The sequence below is a fragment of the Alteromonas sp. H39 genome, from assembly GCF_047556435.1.
Lineage (GTDB): Bacteria > Pseudomonadota > Gammaproteobacteria > Enterobacterales > Alteromonadaceae > Alteromonas.
Genome location: NZ_CP180210.1, coordinates 217,457 through 241,931, shown reverse-complemented (window position 1 = coordinate 241,931; position 24,475 = coordinate 217,457). Strand labels below are relative to the sequence as shown.

Sequence of the window (24,475 nt, the reverse complement as noted above, 5' to 3'; positions counted from 1 at the left end):
CCATTTCTGTCTGTCGCACAGATTGTCGTCAGACAGTAACTGGCAACTATCCCAGCGTTTGGCATGATGGTGGACTGATCAAATAGTGTTGCCCGCCGGTATTAGAATGCACGATAGATGCTCACAGCGTACGGCAAATATTGCACTAACATATAACTATCCATATCTGTTTTTTTATACAGGTTTTGGATTATTTTCATCGCCAGCTATGGCATACTGACTCTTTTTTCCACACGCAGGCTTAAATGGACAAAATCGAAATACGCGGTGCCCGCACCCACAATCTGAAGAACATCGATTTAACGCTTCCCCGCGACAAGCTCGTCGTGGTGACCGGTTTGTCCGGTTCAGGAAAATCTTCGCTGGCGTTTGATACGCTGTATGCGGAAGGACAGCGACGCTACGTTGAGTCGCTGTCTGCCTATGCGCGCCAGTTTTTGTCGATGATGGAAAAACCTGATGTCGATCACATTGAAGGGCTTTCACCGGCAATTTCTATTGAGCAGAAATCGACTTCACATAACCCGCGCTCAACAGTGGGTACGATTACAGAAATTTACGATTACCTGCGTCTGATGTTTGCCCGTGTGGGAACGCCGCGCTGCCCTGACCATGATGTACCGCTGGATGCACAGACTATCTCGCAAATGGTAGACAAAGTGCTGGGTATGCCAGAGGGTAGCAAACTCATGTTGCTGGCCCCCATTGTAAAAGATCGTAAAGGGGAGCATGTAAAAACCCTGCAGAACTTATCTGCTCAGGGCTTTATTCGCGCGCGTATCGACGGCGAAGTGTGTGATTTATCCGATCCTCCCACGCTGGATCTGCACAAGAAACACACCATCGAAGTGGTTATCGACCGGTTTAAAGTGCGGGACGATATCGCACTTCGCCTGTCAGAATCATTCGAAACCGCGTTACATCTTGCCAACGGCAATGCCGTGGTGGCGGATATGGATGATGCCGATGCAGAGGAAGTGGTGTTTTCCGCCAATTTTGCCTGTCCGCACTGTGGTTACAGCATCAGTGAACTGGAACCCAGAATGTTCTCGTTCAATAACCCGGCTGGCGCCTGTCCAAACTGTGATGGTTTGGGTACAAGGCAATTTTTCGACCCTACCCGCGTTGTCGGTAACGACGAACTCAGCTTGTCCGGTGGTGCTATCCGCGGTTGGGACAAGCGCAGTTACTACTATTTCCAGATGCTCCAGGCAGTGGCTGATCACTATGGTTTTAATTTAACCAAACCATTCGGCTCACTCTCTGACGAGCATAAAGACGTGGTGTTATACGGCTCAAAAGGCAAATCGCTGACGTTTAAATACATTAACGAACGCGGCGATATCATGGAGCGTAAGCACCCATTTGAAGGGGTTATCCCGAACATGGAGCGCCGCTACCGCGAAACCGAATCTAATGCGGTACGCGAGGAACTGGCGAAATATTTAAGCCAGCAACCCTGTAGCAGTTGTAAAGGCTCCAGGCTTCGTCTTGAGGCACGCAACGTGTTCATTCAGGAAACGAACCTGCCTGAGATATCGGATATGTCGATTGCCGGGGCGTATTCCTTCTTTGAGAATCTTGAACTCAGCGGACAGCGCGCACAGATTGCCGAGAAAATCTTAAAAGAAATCCTCGATCGCCTGCGTTTTCTGGTCAATGTGGGTTTGAATTACCTGACACTTAGCCGCAGTGCCGATACCCTATCCGGTGGTGAAGCGCAGCGCATCCGCCTGGCCAGCCAGATTGGTGCGGGCCTTGTCGGTGTGATGTATGTGTTAGATGAGCCATCGATTGGCCTGCACCAGCGCGACAACGAACGTCTGCTGAAAACACTGACCCATCTTCGCGATCTCGGTAATACCGTTCTTGTCGTTGAGCATGATGAAGATGCCATCCGCGAGGCTGATTTTATTGTCGATATTGGTCCGGGTGCAGGTGTTCATGGTGGCCAAATTATTGCGCAGGGTTCGCTGCAGGACATTCTCGACAGTGAAGACTCACTTACTGGAAAATACCTTTCAGGCAGGGAGAAAATTGAAGTACCGGAGAAGCGTCACAAGGCCGATAAGAAAAAATGGCTGACACTGACCGGCGCCACAGGTAACAACCTTAAATCGGTTGACCTGAATATTCCGGTTGGGCTGATGACGTGCGTTACCGGGGTATCTGGCTCGGGCAAATCTACCCTGATTAACGACACCTTTTACAAAATTGCGCATCGTGAGCTGAATAAGGCCACTACTGCTGAACCTGCGGCGCACAAGAGTATGGAAGGTCTTGAGCATCTCGACAAAGTGGTAGATATCGACCAAAGCCCGATTGGCAGAACGCCGCGGTCTAATCCGGCCACGTACGCCGGCATTTTCACCCCCATTCGTGAGCTGTTTGCCGGTACACAGGAAGCCCGCTCACGCGGTTACAAACCTGGCCGTTTTAGTTTTAATGTGAAAGGCGGGCGCTGTGAAGCCTGTCAGGGTGACGGCGTCATTAAAGTTGAAATGCACTTCCTGCCGGATGTGTACGTACCCTGCGATGTATGTAAGGGCAAGCGTTACAACCGTGAGACTCTCGACGTCAAATACAAAGACAGAAACATTCACGAAGTGTTGGAAATGACTGTAGAAGAAGCCCGCGGCTTCTTTGATCCGATACCGGCCATAGCCAGAAAATTACAGACCCTGATGGACGTAGGTCTCGCTTACATTCGACTAGGGCAGGCAGCGACTACATTGTCTGGTGGTGAGGCGCAGCGCGTGAAACTGGCTAAAGAACTGTCGAAACGCGACACCGGTCAAACGCTGTATATTCTGGATGAGCCAACTACCGGTTTGCACTTCCACGATATCAAGCAGTTACTTGCTGTATTACACAGACTGCGTGACCACGGCAATACGGTGGTGGTCATAGAGCACAATCTGGATGTGATAAAAACCGCAGACTGGATCGTGGATCTGGGGCCGGAAGGTGGCTCCGGTGGTGGTGAAATTATTGCCCAGGGTACACCGGAAGCCATTGCCGAAGATAAGGCTTCTCATACCGGCCACTTCCTCAAGCCATTACTTAACAGGTAAGCAGGCTTTCACAGTAGTACCGATGGCGCGCAGCAATACATTTACCTTGCTGCGCGCTGCCACTTTCATATTTTTGACCTTTCAACCATTCCCCGTGCCTGAGAGCAGAACCAGGTCATTCGAGTCCGATTACTGCTTTTGCTTTTGCCTTCTGATAGAGTGAGATTTTCCCTACCACTCCGTCAGGACAATAAGAGCAAGCAATGACTGAGAAATCTTTTTTGGAATCGACATTCGATGTTCGGTTTTACGAAACCGACGCGCTGGCCCATGTCAGTAACACGGTATTAGCAGGCTGGTTTGAATCTGCCCGTGAACCTGTTTTCCGCTTCTTCACGCCAGAAATGGACCTGAAAAACTGGCCGTTGATTGTCGCCAGTTACAAAATCGACTTTCTGGCGCAGATTTTCTACGGTAAGCCGGTAACCGTGAAAACCTATACCAGCCGCATTGGTTCAAGCTCTTTTGATGTGCTGCAGGAACTGTGGCAAGACGGTAAGCGCTGTTCGCGGGGCGTTACCACGATGGTGCACTTTGATTATCAATCACAAAAGTCTATTCCCATTCCTGATAACGTTCGTCAGATGCTAAGTGAGATCATGTGGGAGGAGGACGATGAGTGATTCGCAGCCTACTGATTTTATCCGCGTTATCGATGATGTGCTGGAACCTGCTCTGTGCCAGGAGATCATCACACAATTCGAAGGCAGCCCAAACCTGTACACCGGCCGCACCGGTGGAGGCGTTGACTTAGATAAAAAGAACAGCACGGATGTATCCTTTAGCGAAAAGCCGGAATTTGCGCCGTTGTTTAAACAGGTAGTGCAGAAGACCGGCGAGCAACTTCTGAAATATATCGAGGAACATTATTTTGCGCTGGTTGGCCCAATCGGGCTGACCGTGCGACACCCTAAAACCGGTGAACCTGTGAAGATGACCGGCGAGAATTTTGAAGAAGTCGGCAAGCCTAACTTACCTAACCTGATGAATTATCTGTTCCGGATTGGCCAGGTTAACGCACAACGTTATAAAGCCAGCGAAGGCGGGTATCCGTACTGGCATTCGGAAGTATACCCCCAGTTGCCCCACAATGAGCCGTTACACCGACTGCTGCTGTTTATGTTCTATTTAAATGACGTGGAAGAGGGTGGAGAAACCGACTTTTATTATCAGGACCGCTCTGTGAAGCCAAAAGCCGGCCGCATGGTCATCGCTCCCGCGTATTTTACTCACACCCATCGTGGTCAAATCCCGAAAAGCAACGACAAGTATATTCTGACATCATGGTTGTTATTTAACCGCGCAGAGCAGATTTACACGCCCCAACAGTAACGTGACAGACTAGTACGGCAATCGTCTTTGATTCAGCCAGATAGCAACCGGGCGGTCGATATACCGCCCGCTATTCTTTTGTGGATTGCTGTTTCGTTTCGCTGATTGCCGCTTCCAGCAATGAATATTCCGATTCCGGAGAGTGGCGAAGCTGCCCTTCAATATAAGCAGGCGTATCATAAAGGCGTAGTAAAGCCTCATTCACTTTCGCGATGAGAGCCTCTGTTTGCGGGTGACGATTACACATTATATAGCCGCTGGTTGTCGCAGGAACCCCTGCAATCACATACGATTGAAACGGCTCAGCGTCGTCCGGATTCATCGCCAGATGTTGTTGCACTTCCTGCGGGTAAATTAACGCAATATCGACTCTGTCACGAAAAAACATGCCGGAGAGCTTGTTATGCCTGTCGCCGCTGGCTCGCTTTACGATGTTACGCGAAGGCAGCTCAGCAATATGGCTATCGAGGGCATCACCATAGCTTACCCCGTCAATCAGCAACATCAGCGCATCGGGTTGCGCATCAAAAAATGCCTGCAGAGAACGCAACTCACCGTTTTCATTAAGCAGTGCGTCATCCAGAGGTTTCTCGCCACGAATATACAAACGTGGCGTCGACAAGAACGTAACCGGTAAAGAAAAATGAAATTCCTTCTCTCGCTGCGCGGTTTTCAGGGCATAAAACGTACAAGCTGGCTCTGCTTCGGTTAGCAGCCTCTGGGTTCGTTTATAGGGGGCATACATGAAATCAAGCGGAGCGTTAAGTTCATTCAGCAATAACCGATATGAAATATACAAGGCGCCATCGTGTGCCGGTTGTTCCAGCTTCTCAGGGAAGTTGGACATACCGTAATACATTTTTACCGGTTCAGCCGGTACCGCATGACCAGCATGAGCAATCAGTGCCAGAAGCGACACGCTCAAAAACTTTAGAAAATAAAACAACGCGATACCACACAATATTGATGCATCTTGTGCCTATATTACCTGATGATTTTCGCTGTGACGACTGTGACCAGGCGAAAAGTTCGGCAACGCCAGACTGCTCGCTACGAAACGCTCTGCTGCCCTACCCGTGAAGATACAACAGCGGGCAGCTGTGCGCTGCCAGCGCAATACCGACTGCCGGGTAATCTTCACGTTAGTAGCGAAATTGTTGCATTATGCGTGCAAAGTCGCTGGCAAGCTGTTCAAGAGAACGACTGACTTCGCCCAGTTGCTCAGCACTTTTTGCCGTATCTCCGGTGCGTCCATTTATATCGTCAACACTGCGGGAAATAGACTTTGCTACCTGCTGTTGCTCTCCCGTTGAGCCGGCTATCTGATCGTTCATCGCCGTGATCCGGGAAATCGTATCGTTAATCACTGTCAGGCTTGAGCCCGCCTTATTGGCTTCTTCTACGCTGCTGGCGGCAAGCTCAGTCCCTCGTGCCATCACTGATACCGCTGAACGCGCGGCGCCCTGCAACTGCTCAATAGTTTGCTGAATTTCTTCCGTCGACTGCTGGGTACGTGATGCCAGAGTACGTACTTCATCCGCCACAACCGCAAAGCCTCTGCCCTGCTCTCCTGCGCGGGCAGCTTCAATCGCCGCATTCAGCGCCAGCAGGTTTGTTTGCTCTGCAATGCCTTTGATGACATCCAGCACCACCCCCACTTTATTGGAGTCGGCTTCTAACTTACGGATCACTTCTGCGGTGTCATCCACGCTTTTCGCAAGATTTTGAATGCTGGATACGGTTTGATTAACTACCTGCTGACCATCACTGGCAGCGCGGGTTGCATCAGCCGCAGCACCGGCAGCTTCTGAGGCACTACTAGCCACTTCGTCAACGCTGTGCGTAAGATTATTTACCGAGTGTTTGGCTTCTTCTGCAGATCGCTGCTGAGCATCAATGGTACTTCGTGTGTGGCCAGACACCTGATTAAGGTTATTCGCCAATGCTGATAGAGGGTTTGAAGCATCGCCGATGTCGCGTACTACGTTTTGCAGCTTCGTAATGAATTCGTTGAACCAGTGTACCAGCTCACCCACTTCATCCTTATTTTTGGTCTGCAGACGTACTGTCAGATCACCTTCTTCCTGAGCAATATTGCGAAGCGAGTTTACAACATCTGCAACCGAGCCACGTAAATTCAATACAATCGGGATGGCAAACGCGAACAGCACAATCGTAGACAGAATGGCGACGATGATTCCTACCGTGATGAGCCCTTGCGCCGCGCTGTTAGATTCATCAATTGCCTGTTCAAAGGCTTGTTCGCGGTCTGCAATAAAGCTGCGCAAGGTCGATGTCGCCTCATCAAATGAGGCATTCATTTTTTCAGAGCGTGCAGCCAGCTTGCTGTAATCGGCGGTGCCGTCAATCATCGAGCTGCTGATATCAAATGCCACGGTATAGTAGCTGTTGAAGCTATCCAGAATATCCCGGGCCTGCGCCGAGAGCGCCGGATTTACCCGGGTAATGGCTTCGAGTTCTGCAACGGTGGTGTTCGCCTGCTCTTTTGCCCGTTCAAGCGCATCTTCATCCCCAGTAGTCACCGCGCTGCTCAGCGTATTTTTCACATTTTCCATATTGAAAAGCGCAGTGCGGGAATGGCTTAATGCAGGAAACTGAACATTTCTCGCATCATCAAGCAGCGCTACATTATTGAGCGCAGTAACCGAGGTGATTGCCAAGTAAGCCAGAAAGGCAATAGTGCTGATAATTGGTATCAGGTAAAGTTTCTGTGCAATGGATAGCCTGTTCAGGAAATTCATTCCATCCCCTTAAAAAGTACAGCAAAACTGTGCGCAATTATGCAGTTAGCGGGGGCCATAATCTATTATCCTTATTGCTATAACTTGCCAGCAATAGTGAAAATAGAAAAGACTGCGATATCAAGCTTTTACTTAATGATCAGAACGGCTCGACAGCTTCCCCTTCTAAACGATAGCCTACCGTAGCAATTTCTCCAGACCAACCGTCAGTAGAAAGTACACCAGTAACCCAGATCGCGTCGTATAGGTTGTCTATCGGCACACCGTCAGAAAACTTCACATAAACAATCTGATTCGAAGGTGGTGGGGGGACGTGAATACAAGCGCCGAAAAATGGTACCAACAAAAATTCGGTTGTCAGCTCAGCGGTCCCTTCCAGAGGAACCACGAAGCCCGGGATCTTTACACGTTGCCCGTCGTATTTTTCCACTACGGGCGCATCGGGTTGCAGTTGAGTCATCTTGCCGTCATGAGAAACTGGCGGCGGCGCCAACTCATTGAACCCTTCCGGCACCAAATCTTCCCAATACACTTCTTTTGCCTCGTCGGCACTCGCCACAGGCATTAGCATCAGTGTCGCTAATGCCATCAGATAACGCCAGGATTTCATAAATACTCCAAAAATAACCAGATTATGCAATGTACGATACGTTGTTGTTATCAGCCTACATTGCAGTTTCTGAGATCACCACCTGCAATCTCTGGTCTGTTCTATGTCAGGTTTAATGCCCGTCACATACATCACGATGTGGGCTCAGGAAAGGCTAAACCCTTCTGATTTAAGCCACATCAGGGCTCGCCGTTTACTGGTAAAGAAACGGCGCTGGGTTTCCGTTCTGTCTGCAGTAATTCGCAACAGTTGTTCGCGCTTCCAGACGCCCGAACCCACGATATAAGCCTCTTTCTTCAGTCCATGATTATACAGGTCAGCGATACCTTCTCTCGCGAAACGCTCAAATTCCGGCGTACCCAGTGCCCACTCTGTCGCATCAATAATTTTGGCAAACGATTTCAGACTGCTTTTTGCGAGCAATCCTTCCATGTCCTCAAATAGCGCCATTGCCGTCTCCTGGTTCCAGGATTCGTAAGCATTAAGCAAAAAAATGTTATTACACAGCCTCAGGCGATAATGTCCGTGTGCAGGAAATTTCATCAGCCTTTACCTCGAAGACGTCAGGATGAAAGTGAAGACTATTATTTTACCCGACTTTTACAGCAACACGTACTCTGCAGTCACCTTTAAGTGGTCTGTTAAGTGAATCTGTATTTACACTCACGCAACCGACAGCGGTACAGAAGACGCCTGCCAGCGTCCATATTCACAGCCTTAGCTTATGTGTTTGTGCAAACGCAAAGCAATAAAAAAGGCCCGTTACGGGCCTTTTTTGCATCCATTAGCGGCTACTTCGCGTCTTCGTAACGCTTCACACTGCCAGTGATTTCGTCTTTTGCCGCAGCGGCGTCAGCCCAACCATCGACTTTCACCCATTTGCCAGGCTCAAGATCTTTATAGTGCTCGAAGAAGTGCTCAATTTGCTTGAGTGTCAGCTCAGGCACATCATTAATTTCTTTGACGTCACGGTAAATGGTAGACAGTTTGTCCACTGGCACTGCCAGCACTTTCGCATCTTTGCCTGACTCGTCAGTCATGTTCAGCACGCCAACAGGACGGCAACGGATAACCGAACCGCTCAGCAGTGGAAAAGGAGTGATAACCAGCACATCAACCGGGTCGCCATCTTCTGATAACGTGTTAGGCACGTAGCCATAGTTAACCGGATAGTGCATGCAGGTTGCCATGAAACGGTCAACAAACATGGCACCGGAGTCTTTATCAACTTCGTATTTTACCGGATCTGCGTGCGCAGGGATTTCGATGATGACATTCACTTCATCTGGCAGGTTTTTACCAGCAGGAACGGCGTTTAAGCTCATTATCAGGTCCTTTATCGTAATTCAAAAAATAAGTTGCGCTAAGTATACGGGCAGCGCAGCAAAATAAAAACGCTTTACGACCGATGTCGTACAATTGCTGCGCATTTTTCGCCCGTTATCGCTATTTTTCCTGTGCGTAATAACTCAGGCAGGTCTCAATTTCGTTTTTTGAACCCAGCAAGGTAGGCACACGCTGATGAATTTCCTCTGGCATGACTTCCAGAATACGGCCTTCACCGGTATTGGCCAGCCCACCGGCCTGCTCCATCAGAAACGCCATTGGGTTGGCCTCATACAAGAGTCTTAGCTTGCCAGGTATAGACGGATTCCGTTTATCAAACGGGTACATGAAAATACCGCCACGACACAATACGCGGTGAATATCTCCCACCATAGCGGCGACCCAGCGCATATTATAATTTTTGCCGCGCGGGCCTTCTTCACCCGCCATCAGGTCGGCGATGTAGTTCTGCATCGGGGGCTCCCAGTGGCGCTGGTTTGACGCGTTAATCGCAAACTCAGCGGTGTCTTCCGGCACCTGAACATTTGGGTGCGTTAACAGAAAACCGCCGTGGGTTTTATCTAGCGTATAAATATGGGTTCCGCGACCTGTAGTGAGTGCTAACATCGTCGAAGGACCATACAACACGTACCCGGCCGCTACCATCTGTGTGCCCGGCTGTAAAAACGCAGAGGGGTCATTCGGCTCCATCCACTGCGGCGCATGAGTAATCGAAAAAATAGTTCCGATTAAGCTGTTAATCTCGGTGTTTGAAGAGCCATCCAGCGGATCAAAGCTAACCAGATACTTACCTTCAGGATTACATGGCACCACGTCATCTTCTTCTTCGGAAGAGATCGCTTTCACATAACCTGATTCACGTAACGTGTCTTTGAGGATCTGGTTGGAAATGACATCCAGCTTCTTTTGCGTCTCGCCCTGTACGTTTTCAGACAAGGTGGAGCCCAGAACGCCTGCCAAGGCGCCCTGACTGACACGGAAGGAAATTTCCTTACAGCCAGCGAGCAGCGTACGAATGAGCAAAATGAGCTCTAACGGCGCGCCGTCATGTTGTAACTGGGAGTTTAATCGTTTCATTGTGTGCTAAAGCCTTTTTATTTGTAGGGTAAAGAGGTAGCGGCATGCAAGCCGTCCGTACTCACATGGGTAGCGATACCTGTGCCACAAACCGGCATTTTCTGGTCCTGACAATACATAATTCTGGCATCACTTGGGCATAAGCAAATGCAAAAATCATGCATAGCGTTTCAAAACAAGGGAAATTTCCGGCCTGTAACAACTGCTTAGATTGTAACCGTGAAAAGCGGGCGAGGGAAATGAGTTATTCGAACATCGGACCGGTTCTGATACAGTAACGTACAACAGAGGCTTTTTAGTTATATGACAAACCACACATGCACGTACATATTCTAGGGATTTGCGGCAGTTTCATGGGCGGTATCGCCGCTATCGCAAAATCACTGGGGCACAAGGTGACTGGCTCAGACACCAATGTTTATCCACCCATGAGCACACAGCTTGAAGCACTGGGTATCACACTCACCGAGGGCTATGACGTGGCGCAATTCTCGCCACAGCCGGATATGGTAGTCATTGGCAATGCCATGTCCCGCGGCAATCCAGCGGTAGAGTATGTGCTGAACCGCAACCTGCCTTACACCAGTGGCCCGCAGTGGTTGCTGGAAAACCTGCTTTCCAGTCGCTGGGTTATTGGCGTGTCAGGCACTCACGGAAAAACCACTACCAGCAGCATGGTAGCCTGGATCCTGGAATATGCAGGACTGAATCCCGGCTTCCTGATTGGTGGCATCCCTGAAAACTTCGGTATCTCTGCGCGTACAGGCGATAGCCCGTTTTTTGTCATTGAGGCCGATGAGTATGACAGTGCCTTTTTCGATAAGCGTTCTAAGTTTGTTCACTATCGCCCCAAAACACTGATCATGAATAACCTTGAGTTTGATCATGCTGATATTTTTGCTGACCTTGCGGCTATTCAGACTCAGTTTCATCACCTCATCCGCATGGTACCCGGCAACGGCCTGATTTTGTCGCCGAATCGCGACGATGCACTTAACGCGACACTGGAAAAAGGCTGCTGGTCTGAACAACAGTTTTTAGGTAAAGACTGGCGCGCTGAGTTACTTGCTGATGACGGCAGTGCGTTCACGGTTTTCTTCAGAGACGAAAATGTGGGTGACGTGCACTGGTCGCTGCTTGGGCAACATAATGTCGATAATGCGCTGATGGCGATTGCGGCCGCTCACCATGCCGGTGTCCAGGTACAAGATGCTATCAATGCACTGAGTACGTTTAAAAACGTTAAGCGGCGCATGGAAACCAAAGGTGTCGTCAATGGCATCACTGTTTATGACGATTTTGCGCATCATCCGACAGCCATAACAACCACCATCGACGGTCTGCGTAAAAAGGTCGGGAACGAACGGATCCTGGCCGTACTGGAGCCGCGCTCCAACACCATGAAAATGGGTGTGCACAAAGACACACTGGCGCAATCCTGGCAGCACGCAAATACGGTTTTTGTCTATCAGCCAGCGGCGCTAAGCTGGTCACTACAGGACGCGGCGGCACACAGTCCAACGCCAGCGCGTTGCTTTGATAACGTAGAAGACATCGTGCAGGCAGTGGCAGCAGAAGCCCGGGGCGGTGACCACGTGCTGGTAATGAGTAATGGCGGCTTCGAGGGGATCCACCAGCGGCTGATTAATGCATTATCCGGGGAGCAGAAATGAAACAAGATGATCGCATAACGCTGGCTATTACCGGCGCATCCGGCGCGCCCTACGCGTTAAAGTTGCTCGCCTCGCTGGTGAAAGCCGAAAAAGAGGTGTATGTATTAATTTCCTCAGCCGCGAAGGTAGTTTTCGCGACAGAGGAAAAGCTGAAAATTCCTTCGCGGCCAGACGATGCCGCCGCGTTTTTATCTGAACACTGCAACGCCAGACCAGGCCAGATTCAGGTATTTGGTAAAGAAGAGTGGTTTTCGCCGGTGGCTTCAGGCTCTGCAGCGCCGCGTACGATGATAGTGTGTCCTTGCTCCACTGGCACCTTGTCTTCCATTGCTATAGGTGCCAGCGATAATCTGATTGAGCGGGCGGCTGATGTCGTGTTGAAAGAACGCGGGCAGTTATTACTTGTACCGCGGGAAATGCCGCTTTCGTCGATTCATCTCGAAAACATGTTAAAACTGTCACAGATGGGTGCGACAATTATGCCCGCCGCGCCCGGCTTTTATCACAACCCAGAAACCATTGAGGATCTGGTCGACTTCGTCGTCGCCCGTATTCTTGACCACATCGGCATTGACCAGAGTCTGGTTGCCCGATGGGGATATGACACTAAAAAACACACAGAGGAAAAATGATGTCAGCGTTTGCAAACCGGACTTTCGCAGTAACGCTTAGCCTGCTATCCACCCTTGTTATCAGCGCGCCGGCCTTTGGCTGGGGTCAGACAGGACACCGCGTCACCGGCGCCATTGCCGAGCAGTACTTAAGCCCGCTCAGTCACGCCGCGATGATGGACCTGCTACCGGGTTCGTCGCTTGCCGAGGCTTCCACTTATGCCGATGAGATGCGTTCAGACCCCAGTGAATTCTGGCAGCGCACGGCATCACCGTGGCACTACGTGACAGTACCGGAAGGCAAACATTATCACGATGTCGACGCGCCGGATGTTGGCGATGCGTTTACGGCCCTGGAGCGCTTTACTGCGACGCTGAAAAACCCCTCCGCCAGCAAAGAAGACAAACAACTGGCGCTGCGATTTGTTGTGCATATCATCGGCGATCTTCATCAGCCGCTACATGCAGGTAACGGCACCGATCGTGGTGGTAACGATGTAAAAGTTCGCTTTTTCTGGCAAGACTCGAACCTGCACCGCGTGTGGGATTCACAAATGCTGGATCAGCGTGACCTGTCCTACTCAGAATGGACTACCTGGTTGACGGATAAAATCACTGCGCAGGATATTCGCGACTGGGCCACTACCAAACCGGAAGACTGGATAACCGAGAGCACCGAAATTCGTGACATCATTTATCCTGAAGATGCTAACAACATGAACTATGACTATCTGTATAACCACTTGCCTACCGCAAAGCGCAGGCTGCAAATGGCGGGCGTACGTATGGCCATGTACTTAAATGCAGTCTTTGAAGAGGCACAGGAAGAAGCCAGCGACGACTAGTCAATGACTTTCGGATTGAACAAACGGCTACCCGCTTCGCGAGTGGCCGTTTTTTTATATCTACAGAACGCTTTCGATGGCAACGCCGCGCTGCTTACCCTCCATCGGCTACTTCTACAATAATGCCATTCGCTTGATTTACTCCCTTGCGCTGCCGTTCTTTGGTGACTAAAGCACTAACATTTGACTGCCATCAGCAAAAATCTGATGGCAACCTAAGATGATGGTAACCCACCCATAGACGGACTAGTCCGCTTTTTAACAAGCCAGTCTTAAGAAGGCTCCAACGGGCTGTTGAACCACCAACGCTCAGCGTAGATAATGTAAGGTTAGAAAACGTAGATTACCCCAATGCCGACTTCGGCTTCATAGTCCTGGCGCGCTATAGGGCTATCCTGAACATCGCTGCTGTAATACTCGATAACCGCTTCACCAAAAATTTGCCAGTTCGCAGTAAGATTGTTGCGGTAGTTGTAATTGAAGCCGATAGAACGAAAGCCCCCGCTCAGGTTCGTTTCAGGTAACCCTGACGCCTCAGACTGCGCCGCCGTTACGCCAAAGTCTTTATTTGCGTAATCGCTGTCATGAAACACAACGGCAAAGGCGATTTCAGAACCCGTTCCATCATTTTGGCTGCCAAACCGGTACCCTGCCCCAAACAACGCCTGGTTACCGTTTTCTCCGGCCACAAGACGGCCGTCCAGCCAGTAACGCCAGTCAGCCTGAAAGGCGCGGCGCGCTTGTAACACAAATTCAACGCCTTCTTCTCCTTCTCCCAGCCCATCCAGATTGCCGTCGTCTGAATCACTTTCCTCACGACCTTCTTCAAAAGCAACGGTGGCTTCAAATAACCAGATATCCGACCGCAGGCCCCGCCAACCAAGTGCTTCTCCAGCCCAGTAAAAAATATTGTCACCGCTGCGCCACTGAACAGCACCGGCAGGATCGGCTTCGACAGCGAACTCATCAGCCCCCTCATAGGCAGACTCGTATTCAATACCTGCTCCCAGTCCAATGCCCCAGCCATCCTCGCCTCTTGTGAAGTCGTCTAACGAGGGCAAAGGCACTAGTGCAGCTCTATCATCCTGAGCGAAAACACTGCTGGGGAAAGACATGCAGGTCATAAGCGCCAACAGTAAGCCTGAATATTTTTTCATTGTGATATCCCTTGTCCGTACCAGGATAAACCCGGTTTCTGTAAGTGCTGAATAAACTATAGTCACGTTTCTCAGCAAGTTCTTATCGTTTTACAAGAACCCGACAGGTTCTCATTTTCACTTTTTGTACACGCTCAACGCAGTGACCATTCAACAGGTAGCTCGTTGCTCGTGTCTGTTACTCAACTTGAATTAATACTTCGTTATGACGTAAAAACGGCAGTGTCATCGGCCCGTCATAACCAGCCTTGATGGGTTCACCTACGGCCTGGTAGCCGCTACTCTCAAGCCATTCGCGCAAAATCGCCGTATTCTCAGCAACATTGCTGTCGCTTAGCAAGCCACTGAACCTAATAGCCGCTGCTTTAAAGTTTTTCACTTCGCTCACCGTCAGGCTTTCGTCCTTTGGCTGTGGCGTAGTCTCGAGGGTGAAATCAGCTGGCATCACGAAAGACATGGACGGTTCTCTGGTATTTTCCGCCATAAACACCGGGGCGGTCATCGCAATCTCTTTACCTTGAGTATTCTCATCCATAAATACCGGCGCGGTCATGGCTATTTCAGTATCGCCCCGGTTGTTGCCAGAAATGTAGCGGAAGAGTTTTCTGAACGCGCTGTTTTCACTACGTTCATCCATGCTGGCGGATACCAGGATCATCGGATCATATTGGCGGACTTCGATACTGTTATCCTCATCTTCCTCTATCACCGTGTACGGCGCAGACTCCACGCCATTAGCGCCAAATACTGAACACCCAGAAAGAAAAACACTCCCTAGCACCGCTGCCAGTAATCTCATATCGAACCACCTGCCTGTAAATTATTGACGCTAATACGCGAAACGCATCGCTAAGTACCAATGCGTAATCTTAAATTTTGTTAATTCTGAATAGCATGTGGAATCGCCTGCTCAATGTAAGAAAACTATTCACTTCGGTGGGGGGGGGCGAGGCGATCAGGGCGAAGTGAGGTGCAGGCATGAAAGGCAAAATAATAGCCACTTACTGAAGCAGGTGCGTTAAGACTGAAAATAAAAAAGGCAGCTCGGTGGCTGCCTTATATAAGCGACTTAATCTTCGCTTTCTTGCGAGGGCGAATACTTCTTAAACCACGCCAGTATGTTTTCGATTTTAGCTATCATTCGTGATGGCTTGCCAGCAATCCCATGGGGGGATTCCGGCACCTTAACCAGCACGGTATCGACGCGCTGTAACTTCAGTGCCTGATAAAACTGCTCAGTTTCAGACATGGGCGTGCGTTTGTCGTCTACCCCCGTAATCAACATCGTTGGCGTTGTGACATTTCCAACCAGAGACAGGGGTGAGCGCTGCCAGTAATGCTCCATTTCCTCCCACGGCATACCCGGGAACTGATATGGGATCTGATACAGTCCGGAGTCGGCAGTCAGTACTTTAGACAACCAGTTGATAACCGGCTTGGCCACTACCGCCGCTTTAAAACGATCGGTTAAACCAATGGCATATGCCGACGCGATACCGCCGGCGGAACCACCGGTAATGTAAAGTTGTTCGGGATCCACCAGCCCTTTATCAATTAACGCATCGACGCCTGACATATGGTCAGCAAAGTCATACTTCGAGCTGTACTTGCCTTGCAGCAATAACGCAAAACGCTCGCCGTATCCGGTACTGCCGCGATGGTTATCATAAAACACGATATACCCTTCCGCTGCCATGCGTTGCAGCTCTGCGGTGAATACCGGGCCATACGCGAGGTTCGGCCCCCCGTGTATTTCCAGAATCAGCGGGTAGGTTTTACTGCTGTCATAGTCAGGCGGCAGAATATACCAGCCCTGAATTTCCTCACCATCAATGGAGGAGTTGTACACAATCTCTTTAACTTCACCCAGCGTTTTGTGTCCAAACACGTCTTCATTTAACGCCGTTAGCTGCTTCTCTTTACGGGTAGTAACAAACAAGTCAGCGGGTCGGTCAGTGCGTCCTTTGGTGTAAGCAACCACATCGTCCACCGCATGGTAGGTACCAAAGATATACGGGCGTCCAAGCGTTGTCCCGCTGATGCCTTTCGCTACGGTTTTCTTTTTGCCTGAGAGAGAAGTGTAATCCACCTGAATCATGCCGCGCACGGCCTGTTGGAAGTACAAGCCGTCGTTTCCCTTCCAGTGGAAGTTCGAGACGGTGTTGTCGATATCTTCAGTCAGATTTTTGTGCTCTGTGCCATCGGCATTCATCACATACAAATAGCTGTTACGGTACATCAGCTTTTTGTCATCGCGACGGGAGTACGCCACATGTTTACCGTTAGGTGAAACCACCGGTGATGACTCGTTGCCCGGGAAGTCGGTAATCTGTTCGATATTACCGCTCATATCGACGGTAAAAATATCGCCTTCTACCGGCTCGTATTCCCACTCATCACTACGATTAGCAGAAAAATAGATTTTCTGAGAATCTGCCGAAAAGCTTAGGCTCCCGCGATGGTGATAGTCGCCCGACGTTAATTGTCTGGCCGTGCCGCCATCGGTAGGAACAATAAAGATGTGGGTGTAGGCTGGCTCTAATACTCCTCTGCCATCGGCCTGATAACGTGCTTTGGTGATATATTCAAACTTTGGTGACCATTTTGCCCCCTTTGGCTTGGATGGCATGTTCACTTTGAGGGGCGTTTCTTTGGCATCCACACTCATGGTGAAAGCAATGTATTTACCGTCCGGCGACCAGGTGATCGAGCCTGGTGAAGACGTCACATTGGTGACCAGTGCGGTTTGCCCGGTGTCCATCCAGCGGATATATAGCTGAGGTTTACCTTCTTCGTTTGACAAATAGGCCAGTCGTTTTCCGTCCGGCGACCAGCGTGGCGAGTAGTAATTCTTTTTAGAAGACATAAGCGGGCGATGGCTTTTCCCGTCTGTCGTCGCCAGCCAGATATTTGAACGCGTACTGTCTGACATGATGTCGTTGGATCGACGTACATAAGCCACCGATTTGCCATCAGGTGACACCTGCGGATCGCTTGCATATTCTAAATTGAAAATATCTTCAGCCTGGAAGTGACTGTTGCTTTTGATTTCGGCAGTGGTGTCTGACGCTTGCTGTGCTGATACCGCTGCGCTGCCAAACGTAGTCAGCATTGTGACCGCAAGCCACTTTCCAGCGTGAGACGTTACCGAACCGCGAGGGCCGCTCCCCTTTAGTAATCTGAACATGATTCCCCTTTTTATTGGATTTTTTATCCACTTCATCATAAAACATCTGACTCCAAGCGGGGATAAATCAGACGAGTACAGCGAAATGTCAGATAAAATCAACCTCAGTGACACCAGTCAGAATGAGTATTGATGGAGAGGATAGAGAGAAGTATAGCGTGTGGTTTCGGGCGTCCCCGTCAGGGTCGTTGCGCACAGATACATAGGCCATGTATCCAACCTGGGTAAAGGCGCGGCTTGCACTCTCAGAGAAAGCGCAGCGCAAGCGCTGCATCAACACAGTGAGGCCGCACGTTTATCGTGCAGCCATCGGGGAACGTTAATCGAGATCCAGGGGTTCCGGCGACAAAATCACACCGGTGCTGTCTGCGTATAGGTGATCTTCAGGCAGAAATGTTACGCCGCCAAAATTCACCGGAATATCCACATCGCCGATGCTTTCACTGTCTGCATTAACCGGAATGGAGGCTACCGCGAGGATCCCGATGTCCAGATCGCTTAATATATCTACTTCGCGGACACTGCCGTAACACACGATACCTTCCCAGTCATTGTCGATAGCCAGTTGCGCTGCCGCAGAATCAATTAGCGCTCTGCGGGTCGAGCCCCCGCCATCAATCAGCAGCACTTTTCCGCCACCCGGCTGCGCCAACACTCGGTCAATCAGGCCACGGTCCTCGAAACATTTAATAGTGGTAATTTCTCCACCAAAGGAAAACCGGCCCCCATAACTGTCAAAGATGGGATCGACGACGTCGACGCTGTCTGCAAACAAGTCGCATAATTCGGAAGTGTTGTAATCCATTGACGTGCCTTAAATTGTTGATGAGCGAAAAACGCAACATGTACTAAGGGAAGATGCGAATAAGTCTGTGAGCCTGAGCGATCATAGACTTATTCGCACCTTTCCTAGCATAGCATTATTTGGCGATGAGGGAATGTATGGAATCAAGCAAACATTGATTTGTCACAAACGGGTCTTACAGCCTGGAAGAAGCGCGACATATCCACCGACTGACAGGACTGTTATTGCGCACACAGGCATCCACGACACGTTGCGCTGAAACATCCTTCTATAGAGGCATACTGGCAAGCGAGCCATCATTACGCTGCGCAACGGGTGACACTGTGGCATGTAAGTTGTAATAAAGGTTTCTTTATTTTGTCACGGGAGAGTCACAGTTGCCTCTTAGGCTAATAATCAGTCAACCGAAAGGGGGCAAGGCACAGTGAATCTGAAATCCTTGACCAAGTACGATACTGATTTATTTTATCGCCTTTACCGGTTAACCCTGAAACGGGATTGCCGCAGCATTATCTGGTTATCAAAAACCGGAGACGGGTACCTCTACTTCGTCATTGGTATGCTGTTATGGGCCTTTGAACCCGAGCATGGCGAGTTATTCCTGTACACCGCATTGATGGCGTATGCCCTGGAACTGCCGCTGTACGTTGTCTTAAAGAAAATGTTCAGGCGCCAGCGTCCCTGTGACCTGCTACTTAACCTAAAAGCCCATGTCACGCCATCAGATAAGTTTTCACTGCCATCCGGGCACACTGCTGCAGCATGGTTGATGGCCAGTATTGTTACCTATTATTACCCTTCGTTCGCCATATTGGCCTGCAGCTGGGCCGGACTTATCGGTCTTTCCAGAATTCTGCTGGGTGTGCACTATCCTTCTGATGTTGTGGCCGGCATGTTGCTTGGTATTAGCATCGCTTCACTGAGTTTGTCACTGTTGGGGTAGCATGAAAATATTGTATGGTGTTCAGGGAACGGGCAATGGTCACATTGCGCGAGCGCGCGTCATGGCCGCGGCGCTGGCAATGCGGAACGATGTTAGCGTAGACTTTGTTTTTACCGGCAGAGATCCGGAAAAATACTTCGATATGGATGTGTTTGGCAATTATCGTACGCTGGGTGGACTCAGCTTCGTTACCCGTCACGGTAAAATCGATGAGTGGCGCACCCTGACAAATGCGAATATTCGTCAGTGTTTTCGCGACATTAAACAATTCGACACTGCCGGTTATGACTTGCTGATCAACGATTTCGAGCCCATCACCGCATGGGCAGCTAAGCGTAACAAGTTGCCGTCAATTTCTATCAGTCATCAGGCCGCGTTTTCCTTCCCGGTGCCAAAGGCCGGAGACTCTCTTACCGACCGTCTGCTAATGAGATATTTTGCGCCAACCGATATTCAGCTGGGCGTACATTGGTTTCATTTTAACCAGCCTATCTTACCGCCTTTCGTGGCAGACAAACCGATTGCCTTACCCGCAAAGCAGCATGTGTTGGTATATTTGCCCTTTGAGGAAATTAACGATATTCAGCAGATGCTGGAACCTCTGAGTGACCAGCAGTTTATGTGCTTCCATCCGGCCATCAGCGCGCCTCTCGACTGCGGACATATTCACTGGCAGCCGACATCAAAATCTACTTTTCAGACCGCGCTGCAACATAGCGCCGGAGTGATTGCTAACGGTGGCTTTGAATTGTCCAGTGAAGCCCTGCAACTGGGAAAAAAGCTGCTGATTAAGCCATTGCACGGACAATTTGAGCAATTATCGAACGTATTAACCTTAAACCGGCTGGATCTCTGTCAGACCCTCTTTCAACTGGATACCGATGTGGTAGAGGAATGGCTTGATGCACCAGATAATGAAGCCATCACCTTTCCTGATGATCCCAGCTTACTTATTGACTGGCTGATAAAAGGTAACTGGCAGGACACAAAGAGCCTGTGTGACGCATTATGGCGGCAGGTAACGTATGGCAATAAAACGCGGGAAAAGTTATTGTCACTTGCATTTTAAATGCGCAATGCGATGATATCGGCAATTATTCATTTCCACCCGCAGGATTGTCGTGTTTTTTATGCGCGTTGCACTGGTTTTATTCACGTTATTGTTAAGCGGCTGCGGCTATCGTGGCGCGCTGTATCTTCCTGAAGAACAAAGTCAAAACACCACCTCTTCGCAAACGGCAGTAGACGACACCGACACGTCTGATGACATACGCACACCCCCTGCTAATGACAGTACCGGAGACCAGAACTAAATGGACCATTTTGCTTACCGGGACGGCCGCCTGTTTGCTGAAGACGTCGCCGTCAGCGATATTGCCCGCGAACACGGCACCCCGCTGTATATTTACTCGCGGGCGACGCTCGAACGTCACTGGCATGCCTTTGATGATGCAATGGGCGAACATCCTCATCTGGTTTGCTACGCCGTAAAAGCCAACTCTAATATTGGCGTGCTTAGCGTGCTGGCTAAGCTGGGTTCGGGTTTCGATATCGTTTCTGCCGGTGAGTTAGCCCGTGTCATTGAAGCCGGTGGCGATCCTTCGAAGGTGGTATTTTCAGGCGTGGGCAAAAAACCACAGGAGATCCGCTATGCACTTGAGCAGGGCATCATGTGCTTTAATGTCGAATCCGAGCCCGAGTTACACCGTATTAATCAGGTCGCCGGTGAGATGGGTAAGAAAGCGCCGGTGTCTTTACGCATAAATCCGGATGTTGACGCTCGCACTCATCCTTATATTTCCACCGGTCTCAAAGCAAATAAGTTTGGTATTCCGCGCGAACGTGCCATTGCCACCTATGAACTTGCAGCCACGCTGGAGAATCTGACTGTGGTGGGAATGGATTGTCATATCGGCTCTCAATTAACTGATATCGACCCGTTTGTGGATGCGCTTGAACGACTGTTGCTATTAATTGACGAACTCGCTGATAAAGGCATTACGATATCTCACTTGGATGTTGGCGGTGGTCTTGGCGTTACGTATAACGAGGAAAAGCCGCCTCATCCGCGTGAGTACGCGGCAGCCATGGCCGAAAAGATGGCCGGTCGCGACTCATTAAAGCTGATTATGGAACCTGGTCGCGCAATTGCCGCTAACGCGGGGATCCTGGTCACTGAAGTCGAATTTATTAAAGAAGGTGATGACAAGCACTTTGCCATTGTCGATGCGGCAATGAACGATATGATACGACCGTCGCTGTACTCCGCGTGGCAGAAAATCATCCGCGTTGAAGCAGCATCGGATGCGCCAGTTCGTACTTACGATGTTGTCGGACCGGTGTGTGAAACCGGTGATTTCCTTGGCAAGGATCGTGAACTGGCGGCTGCTCCTGGCGACTTGTTGGCCGTTCGCAGCGCCGGTGCGTACGGATTTGTCATGGCCTCCAACTATAATAGCCGCTGCCGTCCTGCTGAAGTTATGGTGGATGGCGACAAGGTAATTGTGGTTCGTGAACGAGAAATTCTTAAAGATCTCTGGAAAGGTGAGCATAAACTTACGTAAACTAGAGACCATACACAAAAGAAAGACGCGCTATTAATGCAAATTCAGTTTTCCAAAATGCACGGTTTGGGCAACGACTTTATGGTCGTGGACAACGTGACCCAAAACGTATTTTTCTCAAAAGAGAAAATTCAGCAATTGGCAGACCGGAATTTTGGCATTGGCTTTGACCAGTTACTGCTGGTAGAGCCGCCCTACGATCCTGATCAGGATTTTCACTACCGGATCTTCAATGCAGACGGCTCGGAAGTGTCTCAATGCGGCAATGGTGCGCGTTGTTTTGCCCGTTTCGTAAAGCAAAAAGGTCTGACGAATCGCAATAAAGTGGTCGTTAGTACAAAGGCTGGCAAAATGGTGTTGTATCTGGAGAAGGACGGCCAGGTTACAGTGAATATGGGCAAGCCTGAGTTTGATCCGGCAAAAGTGCCGTTGAAAGCGAACAAGCAGGAAAATTTCTATATCATCCGCGACAACGAGCAGACCCTTTTCTGTGGTGCCGTGTCGATGGGAAATCCGCACTGCGTGATGGAAGTCGATGATGTGGATACCGCACCGGTACACGATATCGGGCCTCGTCTGGAACGCCATGAGCGCTTTCCTGAAGGGGTAAATGTTGGCTTTATGCAGATTATTTCTGACTCGCATATCAAGCTTCGCGTGTTTGAGCGGGGCGCGGGCGAAACGCTGGCTTGCGGCAGTGGTGCATGCGCAGCAGTTGCAATAGGCCAGATTCAGGGTAAATTAGGAAAGGATGTCCGGGTTGATTTGCCCGGCGGAAGCTTACGGATCCGTTGGCCAGGCGAAGATGCCCCACTAAAAATGACCGGCCCGGCGGAACACATTTACGATGGACAGTTAACCTTATGAGTGAAGTATCAGGTCAGAAGAAAGCCACCGTCCCATTGGAGCCGTTCGAGGATAACGAACTGGTGACGGCGGAAGATGTCCGTGCCTACCTCACTAAAAATCCCGAATTTTTCACTCAGTACCCTGAGTTAGTTGAGCGTCTCACCATTCCCCATGGCCACAAGGGCAGCGTGTCTCTGGTCGAATTGCAAAGCGAACAACTGCGCAAAAAAGTCCGTCAGCTTAACTACAAGCTGAATCAGCTAATCGGTATCGCCAAACAAAATGAAAAAATTTATCGCGTTTATACCGATCTCAATGTGCAGTTGCTGCACTGTCAATCTGTATCCGACATACAACTAAAACTCGAAGAGGTGTTGCAGGAGCGGCTAAACCTCTCATCCGTTGTCATTAAAAACTTCCGCGGCCCGCACGCGATACCGGAATTACAGCGCCGATTGTTTGCTGAAAAGCGTTTTAAAAATGACAGCTTCTTCTTCGGCCGGTTATCACATCATGAGCGCCAGCTGTTATTTGGTGACGATACGGCAGAGTCATCGGCGCTGATCTTACTTGGTGAGAAAAAGGATCTGGGTATACTGGCTGTAGGCAGCCATGATGCCAGTCACTTCACCCCGGACATGGACACCTTGCTGCTTAAGCAACTGCAACAGGTTCTCAACATTATTTTACCTGACATGCCGGAGTACTGATTCGCCGTGCGCGAAGATAGTAACCACTCACTCTCTGAAAAATGCCAGTATTGGTTGGATAAATTTCTACTTCACCTTAAAGTCGAACGAGGTTTATCCGCGCATACCATAACTAATTACCGTCGACAGTTAACCGAAGTCGCCACATTGCTGGCGCTGCATGACTGGTCGGGGATGACGCCTGCCGACATAAAGCGCGTAATGGCCACCGCAAAGCGCGAAAACCTAAGCGCCCGCAGTATTGCCCTGCGTCTTTCTGCGCTGCGCACGTTTTGTCAGTACCTGTTAAATCATGATCAGCTTTACACCAACCCGATAGAGGGCATCCAGGCGCCTAAACAAGGGAAACCGTTACCTAAACAGCTCAGCGTAGATGATATGCAGCAGTTACTAAACGGCAGCGACGACGAAGACGAAGGCCTGCGACTGCGAGATCAGGCTATGTTTGAACTGCTGTATGGTTGTGGCCTTCGCTTAAGTGAACTTACCGGGTTAAATTTAAGTGATTGTCAGGCTGACGGCACACTGCGCGTGTCGGGTAAGGGCAGTAAGCAGCGCATCTTGCCACTGGGGCGCACTGCACAAAAAGCCCTGAATGCGTGGCTGAAAGTCCGTCCACTCTATGCGTCACCCTATGAGCCAGGCGTGTTTGTCAGCAAACGCAAAACCCGTATTTCAAACCGTCAGGTAGCAAATCGTCTTAATCAGATGGCGCAGCTTCAGCATATCGACCAGAAGGTCAGCCCGCATAAATTGCGCCATTCTTTCGCTACACACGTATTGGAAAGCAGTGGCGATCTGCGCGCCGTGCAGGAGTTGTTGGGTCACGCGAATTTATCTACCACGCAAGTGTATACCCATCTCGATTTTCAGCATCTGGCTCAGGTCTACGATTCAGCGCATCCGCGCGCCCGCAAAAAATAACTGGC

General features: G+C 50.0%; 23 protein-coding genes. 13 read left to right on the top strand and 10 right to left on the bottom strand.

Translation table 11 applies throughout. The annotated features are described in order from the left end of the window. Window positions 1-245: 245 nt before the first annotated feature. The 3 genes from uvrA (at window position 246) to ACLBLI_RS01035 (ending at window position 4,406) form a co-directional block, all read left to right on the top strand. Entirely contained in the window at window positions 246-3,074 is a 2,829-nt protein-coding gene (uvrA, locus tag ACLBLI_RS01045; protein ID WP_414829340.1) for an excinuclease ABC subunit UvrA, read from the top strand. A gap of 203 nt (window positions 3,075-3,277) precedes the next feature. Beyond that, window positions 3,278-3,697 carry an acyl-CoA thioesterase gene (locus tag ACLBLI_RS01040; RefSeq protein ID WP_414829339.1) on the top strand — a complete coding sequence of 140 codons (420 nt, stop codon included), beginning with the start codon at window positions 3,278-3,280 and terminating at the stop codon, window positions 3,695-3,697. Then, entirely contained in the window at window positions 3,690-4,406 is a 717-nt protein-coding gene (locus ACLBLI_RS01035) for a 2OG-Fe(II) oxygenase (protein WP_414829338.1), read from the top strand. Before ACLBLI_RS01040 ends, ACLBLI_RS01035 begins: the two co-directional genes overlap by 8 nt. A 70-nt stretch (window positions 4,407-4,476) precedes the next feature. On the opposite strand, the gene ACLBLI_RS01030 is transcribed toward ACLBLI_RS01035, so the two are convergent. From ACLBLI_RS01030 to ACLBLI_RS01005, 6 genes are all read right to left on the bottom strand, one after another. Then, window positions 4,477-5,325, bottom strand: a complete 849-nt coding sequence (locus ACLBLI_RS01030) for a hypothetical protein (RefSeq protein ID WP_414829337.1) — start codon at window positions 5,323-5,325, stop codon at window positions 4,477-4,479. A 223-nt stretch (window positions 5,326-5,548) separates the two neighbouring features. Continuing rightward, the gene (locus ACLBLI_RS01025) at window positions 5,549-7,168 is read right to left on the bottom strand and encodes a methyl-accepting chemotaxis protein (RefSeq protein ID WP_414829336.1); all 1,620 of its coding nucleotides are present in this window, start codon (window positions 7,166-7,168) and stop codon (window positions 5,549-5,551) included. A 139-nt stretch (window positions 7,169-7,307) separates the two neighbouring features. Then, window positions 7,308-7,778 carry a DUF3299 domain-containing protein gene (locus tag ACLBLI_RS01020; RefSeq protein WP_414829335.1) on the bottom strand — a complete coding sequence of 157 codons (471 nt, stop codon included), beginning with the start codon at window positions 7,776-7,778 and terminating at the stop codon, window positions 7,308-7,310. Between the two features lie 144 nt (window positions 7,779-7,922). Further along, complete coding sequence (locus ACLBLI_RS01015) at window positions 7,923-8,228, bottom strand: hypothetical protein (RefSeq protein WP_414829334.1); 306 nt, start codon at window positions 8,226-8,228, stop codon at window positions 7,923-7,925. Between the two features lie 341 nt (window positions 8,229-8,569). Further along, window positions 8,570-9,103: an inorganic diphosphatase gene (gene ppa, locus ACLBLI_RS01010; RefSeq protein ID WP_414829333.1), complete on the bottom strand. Its 534-nt coding sequence runs from the start codon at window positions 9,101-9,103 to the stop codon at window positions 8,570-8,572. Window positions 9,104-9,224: 121 nt separating this feature from the next. Then, a complete protein-coding gene (locus ACLBLI_RS01005) occupies window positions 9,225-10,202 on the bottom strand; it encodes a class 1 fructose-bisphosphatase (RefSeq protein WP_414829332.1) in 978 nt (325 codons plus the stop codon). 317 nt (window positions 10,203-10,519) lie between these two features. Here ACLBLI_RS01005 and mpl point away from each other — a divergent pair, with 317 nt between their 5' ends. From mpl to ACLBLI_RS00990, 3 genes are read left to right on the top strand one after another with little or no spacing between them, the layout of a single operon-like run. Beyond that, window positions 10,520-11,875: a UDP-N-acetylmuramate:L-alanyl-gamma-D-glutamyl-meso-diaminopimelate ligase gene (gene mpl, locus ACLBLI_RS01000; RefSeq protein ID WP_414829331.1), complete on the top strand. Its 1,356-nt coding sequence runs from the start codon at window positions 10,520-10,522 to the stop codon at window positions 11,873-11,875. Further along, complete coding sequence (locus ACLBLI_RS00995) at window positions 11,872-12,507, top strand: flavin prenyltransferase UbiX (RefSeq protein WP_414829330.1); 636 nt, start codon at window positions 11,872-11,874, stop codon at window positions 12,505-12,507. The genes mpl and ACLBLI_RS00995 overlap by 4 nt, the downstream gene beginning before the upstream one ends. Next, on the top strand, window positions 12,507-13,331 hold the full coding sequence (locus tag ACLBLI_RS00990; protein WP_414830875.1) for a S1/P1 nuclease: 825 nt from the start codon (window positions 12,507-12,509) through the stop codon (window positions 13,329-13,331). Before ACLBLI_RS00995 ends, ACLBLI_RS00990 begins: the two co-directional genes overlap by 1 nt. 329 nt (window positions 13,332-13,660) lie before the next feature. Here ACLBLI_RS00990 and ACLBLI_RS00985 read toward each other — a convergent pair whose 3' ends face one another. From ACLBLI_RS00985 to rraA, 4 genes are all read right to left on the bottom strand, one after another. Continuing rightward, on the bottom strand, window positions 13,661-14,488 hold the full coding sequence (locus tag ACLBLI_RS00985) for a MipA/OmpV family protein (protein WP_414829329.1): 828 nt from the start codon (window positions 14,486-14,488) through the stop codon (window positions 13,661-13,663). A gap of 178 nt (window positions 14,489-14,666) precedes the next feature. Next, window positions 14,667-15,287 carry an SOUL family heme-binding protein gene (locus tag ACLBLI_RS00980; RefSeq protein ID WP_414829328.1) on the bottom strand — a complete coding sequence of 207 codons (621 nt, stop codon included), beginning with the start codon at window positions 15,285-15,287 and terminating at the stop codon, window positions 14,667-14,669. Between the two features lie 270 nt (window positions 15,288-15,557). Then, window positions 15,558-17,600, bottom strand: coding sequence for a prolyl oligopeptidase family serine peptidase (locus ACLBLI_RS00975; RefSeq protein ID WP_414830874.1), 2,043 nt, complete (start codon window positions 17,598-17,600; stop codon window positions 15,558-15,560). A 394-nt stretch (window positions 17,601-17,994) separates the two neighbouring features. Beyond that, complete coding sequence (rraA, locus tag ACLBLI_RS00970; protein ID WP_414829327.1) at window positions 17,995-18,480, bottom strand: ribonuclease E activity regulator RraA; 486 nt, start codon at window positions 18,478-18,480, stop codon at window positions 17,995-17,997. Between the two features lie 430 nt (window positions 18,481-18,910). Between rraA and ACLBLI_RS00965 the strand changes: the two genes are divergently transcribed. From ACLBLI_RS00965 to xerC, 7 genes are all read left to right on the top strand, one after another. Then, a complete protein-coding gene (locus tag ACLBLI_RS00965; protein ID WP_414830873.1) occupies window positions 18,911-19,423 on the top strand; it encodes a phosphatase PAP2 family protein in 513 nt (170 codons plus the stop codon). Between the two features lies 1 nt (window position 19,424). Further along, window positions 19,425-20,492 (top strand): MJ1255/VC2487 family glycosyltransferase, encoded by a 1,068-nt coding sequence (locus ACLBLI_RS00960; RefSeq protein WP_414829326.1) that lies wholly within the window; start codon window positions 19,425-19,427, stop codon window positions 20,490-20,492. A 61-nt stretch (window positions 20,493-20,553) separates the two neighbouring features. Then, window positions 20,554-20,736: an LPS translocon maturation chaperone LptM gene (gene lptM, locus ACLBLI_RS00955; RefSeq protein WP_414829325.1), complete on the top strand. Its 183-nt coding sequence runs from the start codon at window positions 20,554-20,556 to the stop codon at window positions 20,734-20,736. Next, window positions 20,737-21,987 (top strand): diaminopimelate decarboxylase, encoded by a 1,251-nt coding sequence (lysA, locus tag ACLBLI_RS00950; RefSeq protein WP_414829324.1) that lies wholly within the window; start codon window positions 20,737-20,739, stop codon window positions 21,985-21,987. A 36-nt stretch (window positions 21,988-22,023) separates the two neighbouring features. After that, window positions 22,024-22,854 carry a diaminopimelate epimerase gene (gene dapF, locus ACLBLI_RS00945; RefSeq protein ID WP_414829323.1) on the top strand — a complete coding sequence of 277 codons (831 nt, stop codon included), beginning with the start codon at window positions 22,024-22,026 and terminating at the stop codon, window positions 22,852-22,854. Continuing rightward, window positions 22,851-23,546 (top strand): DUF484 family protein, encoded by a 696-nt coding sequence (locus ACLBLI_RS00940; protein ID WP_414829322.1) that lies wholly within the window; start codon window positions 22,851-22,853, stop codon window positions 23,544-23,546. The genes dapF and ACLBLI_RS00940 overlap by 4 nt, the downstream gene beginning before the upstream one ends. Before the next feature lie 6 nt (window positions 23,547-23,552). Then, window positions 23,553-24,470: a tyrosine recombinase XerC gene (xerC, locus tag ACLBLI_RS00935; protein ID WP_414829321.1), complete on the top strand. Its 918-nt coding sequence runs from the start codon at window positions 23,553-23,555 to the stop codon at window positions 24,468-24,470. Window positions 24,471-24,475 lie beyond the last annotated feature (5 nt).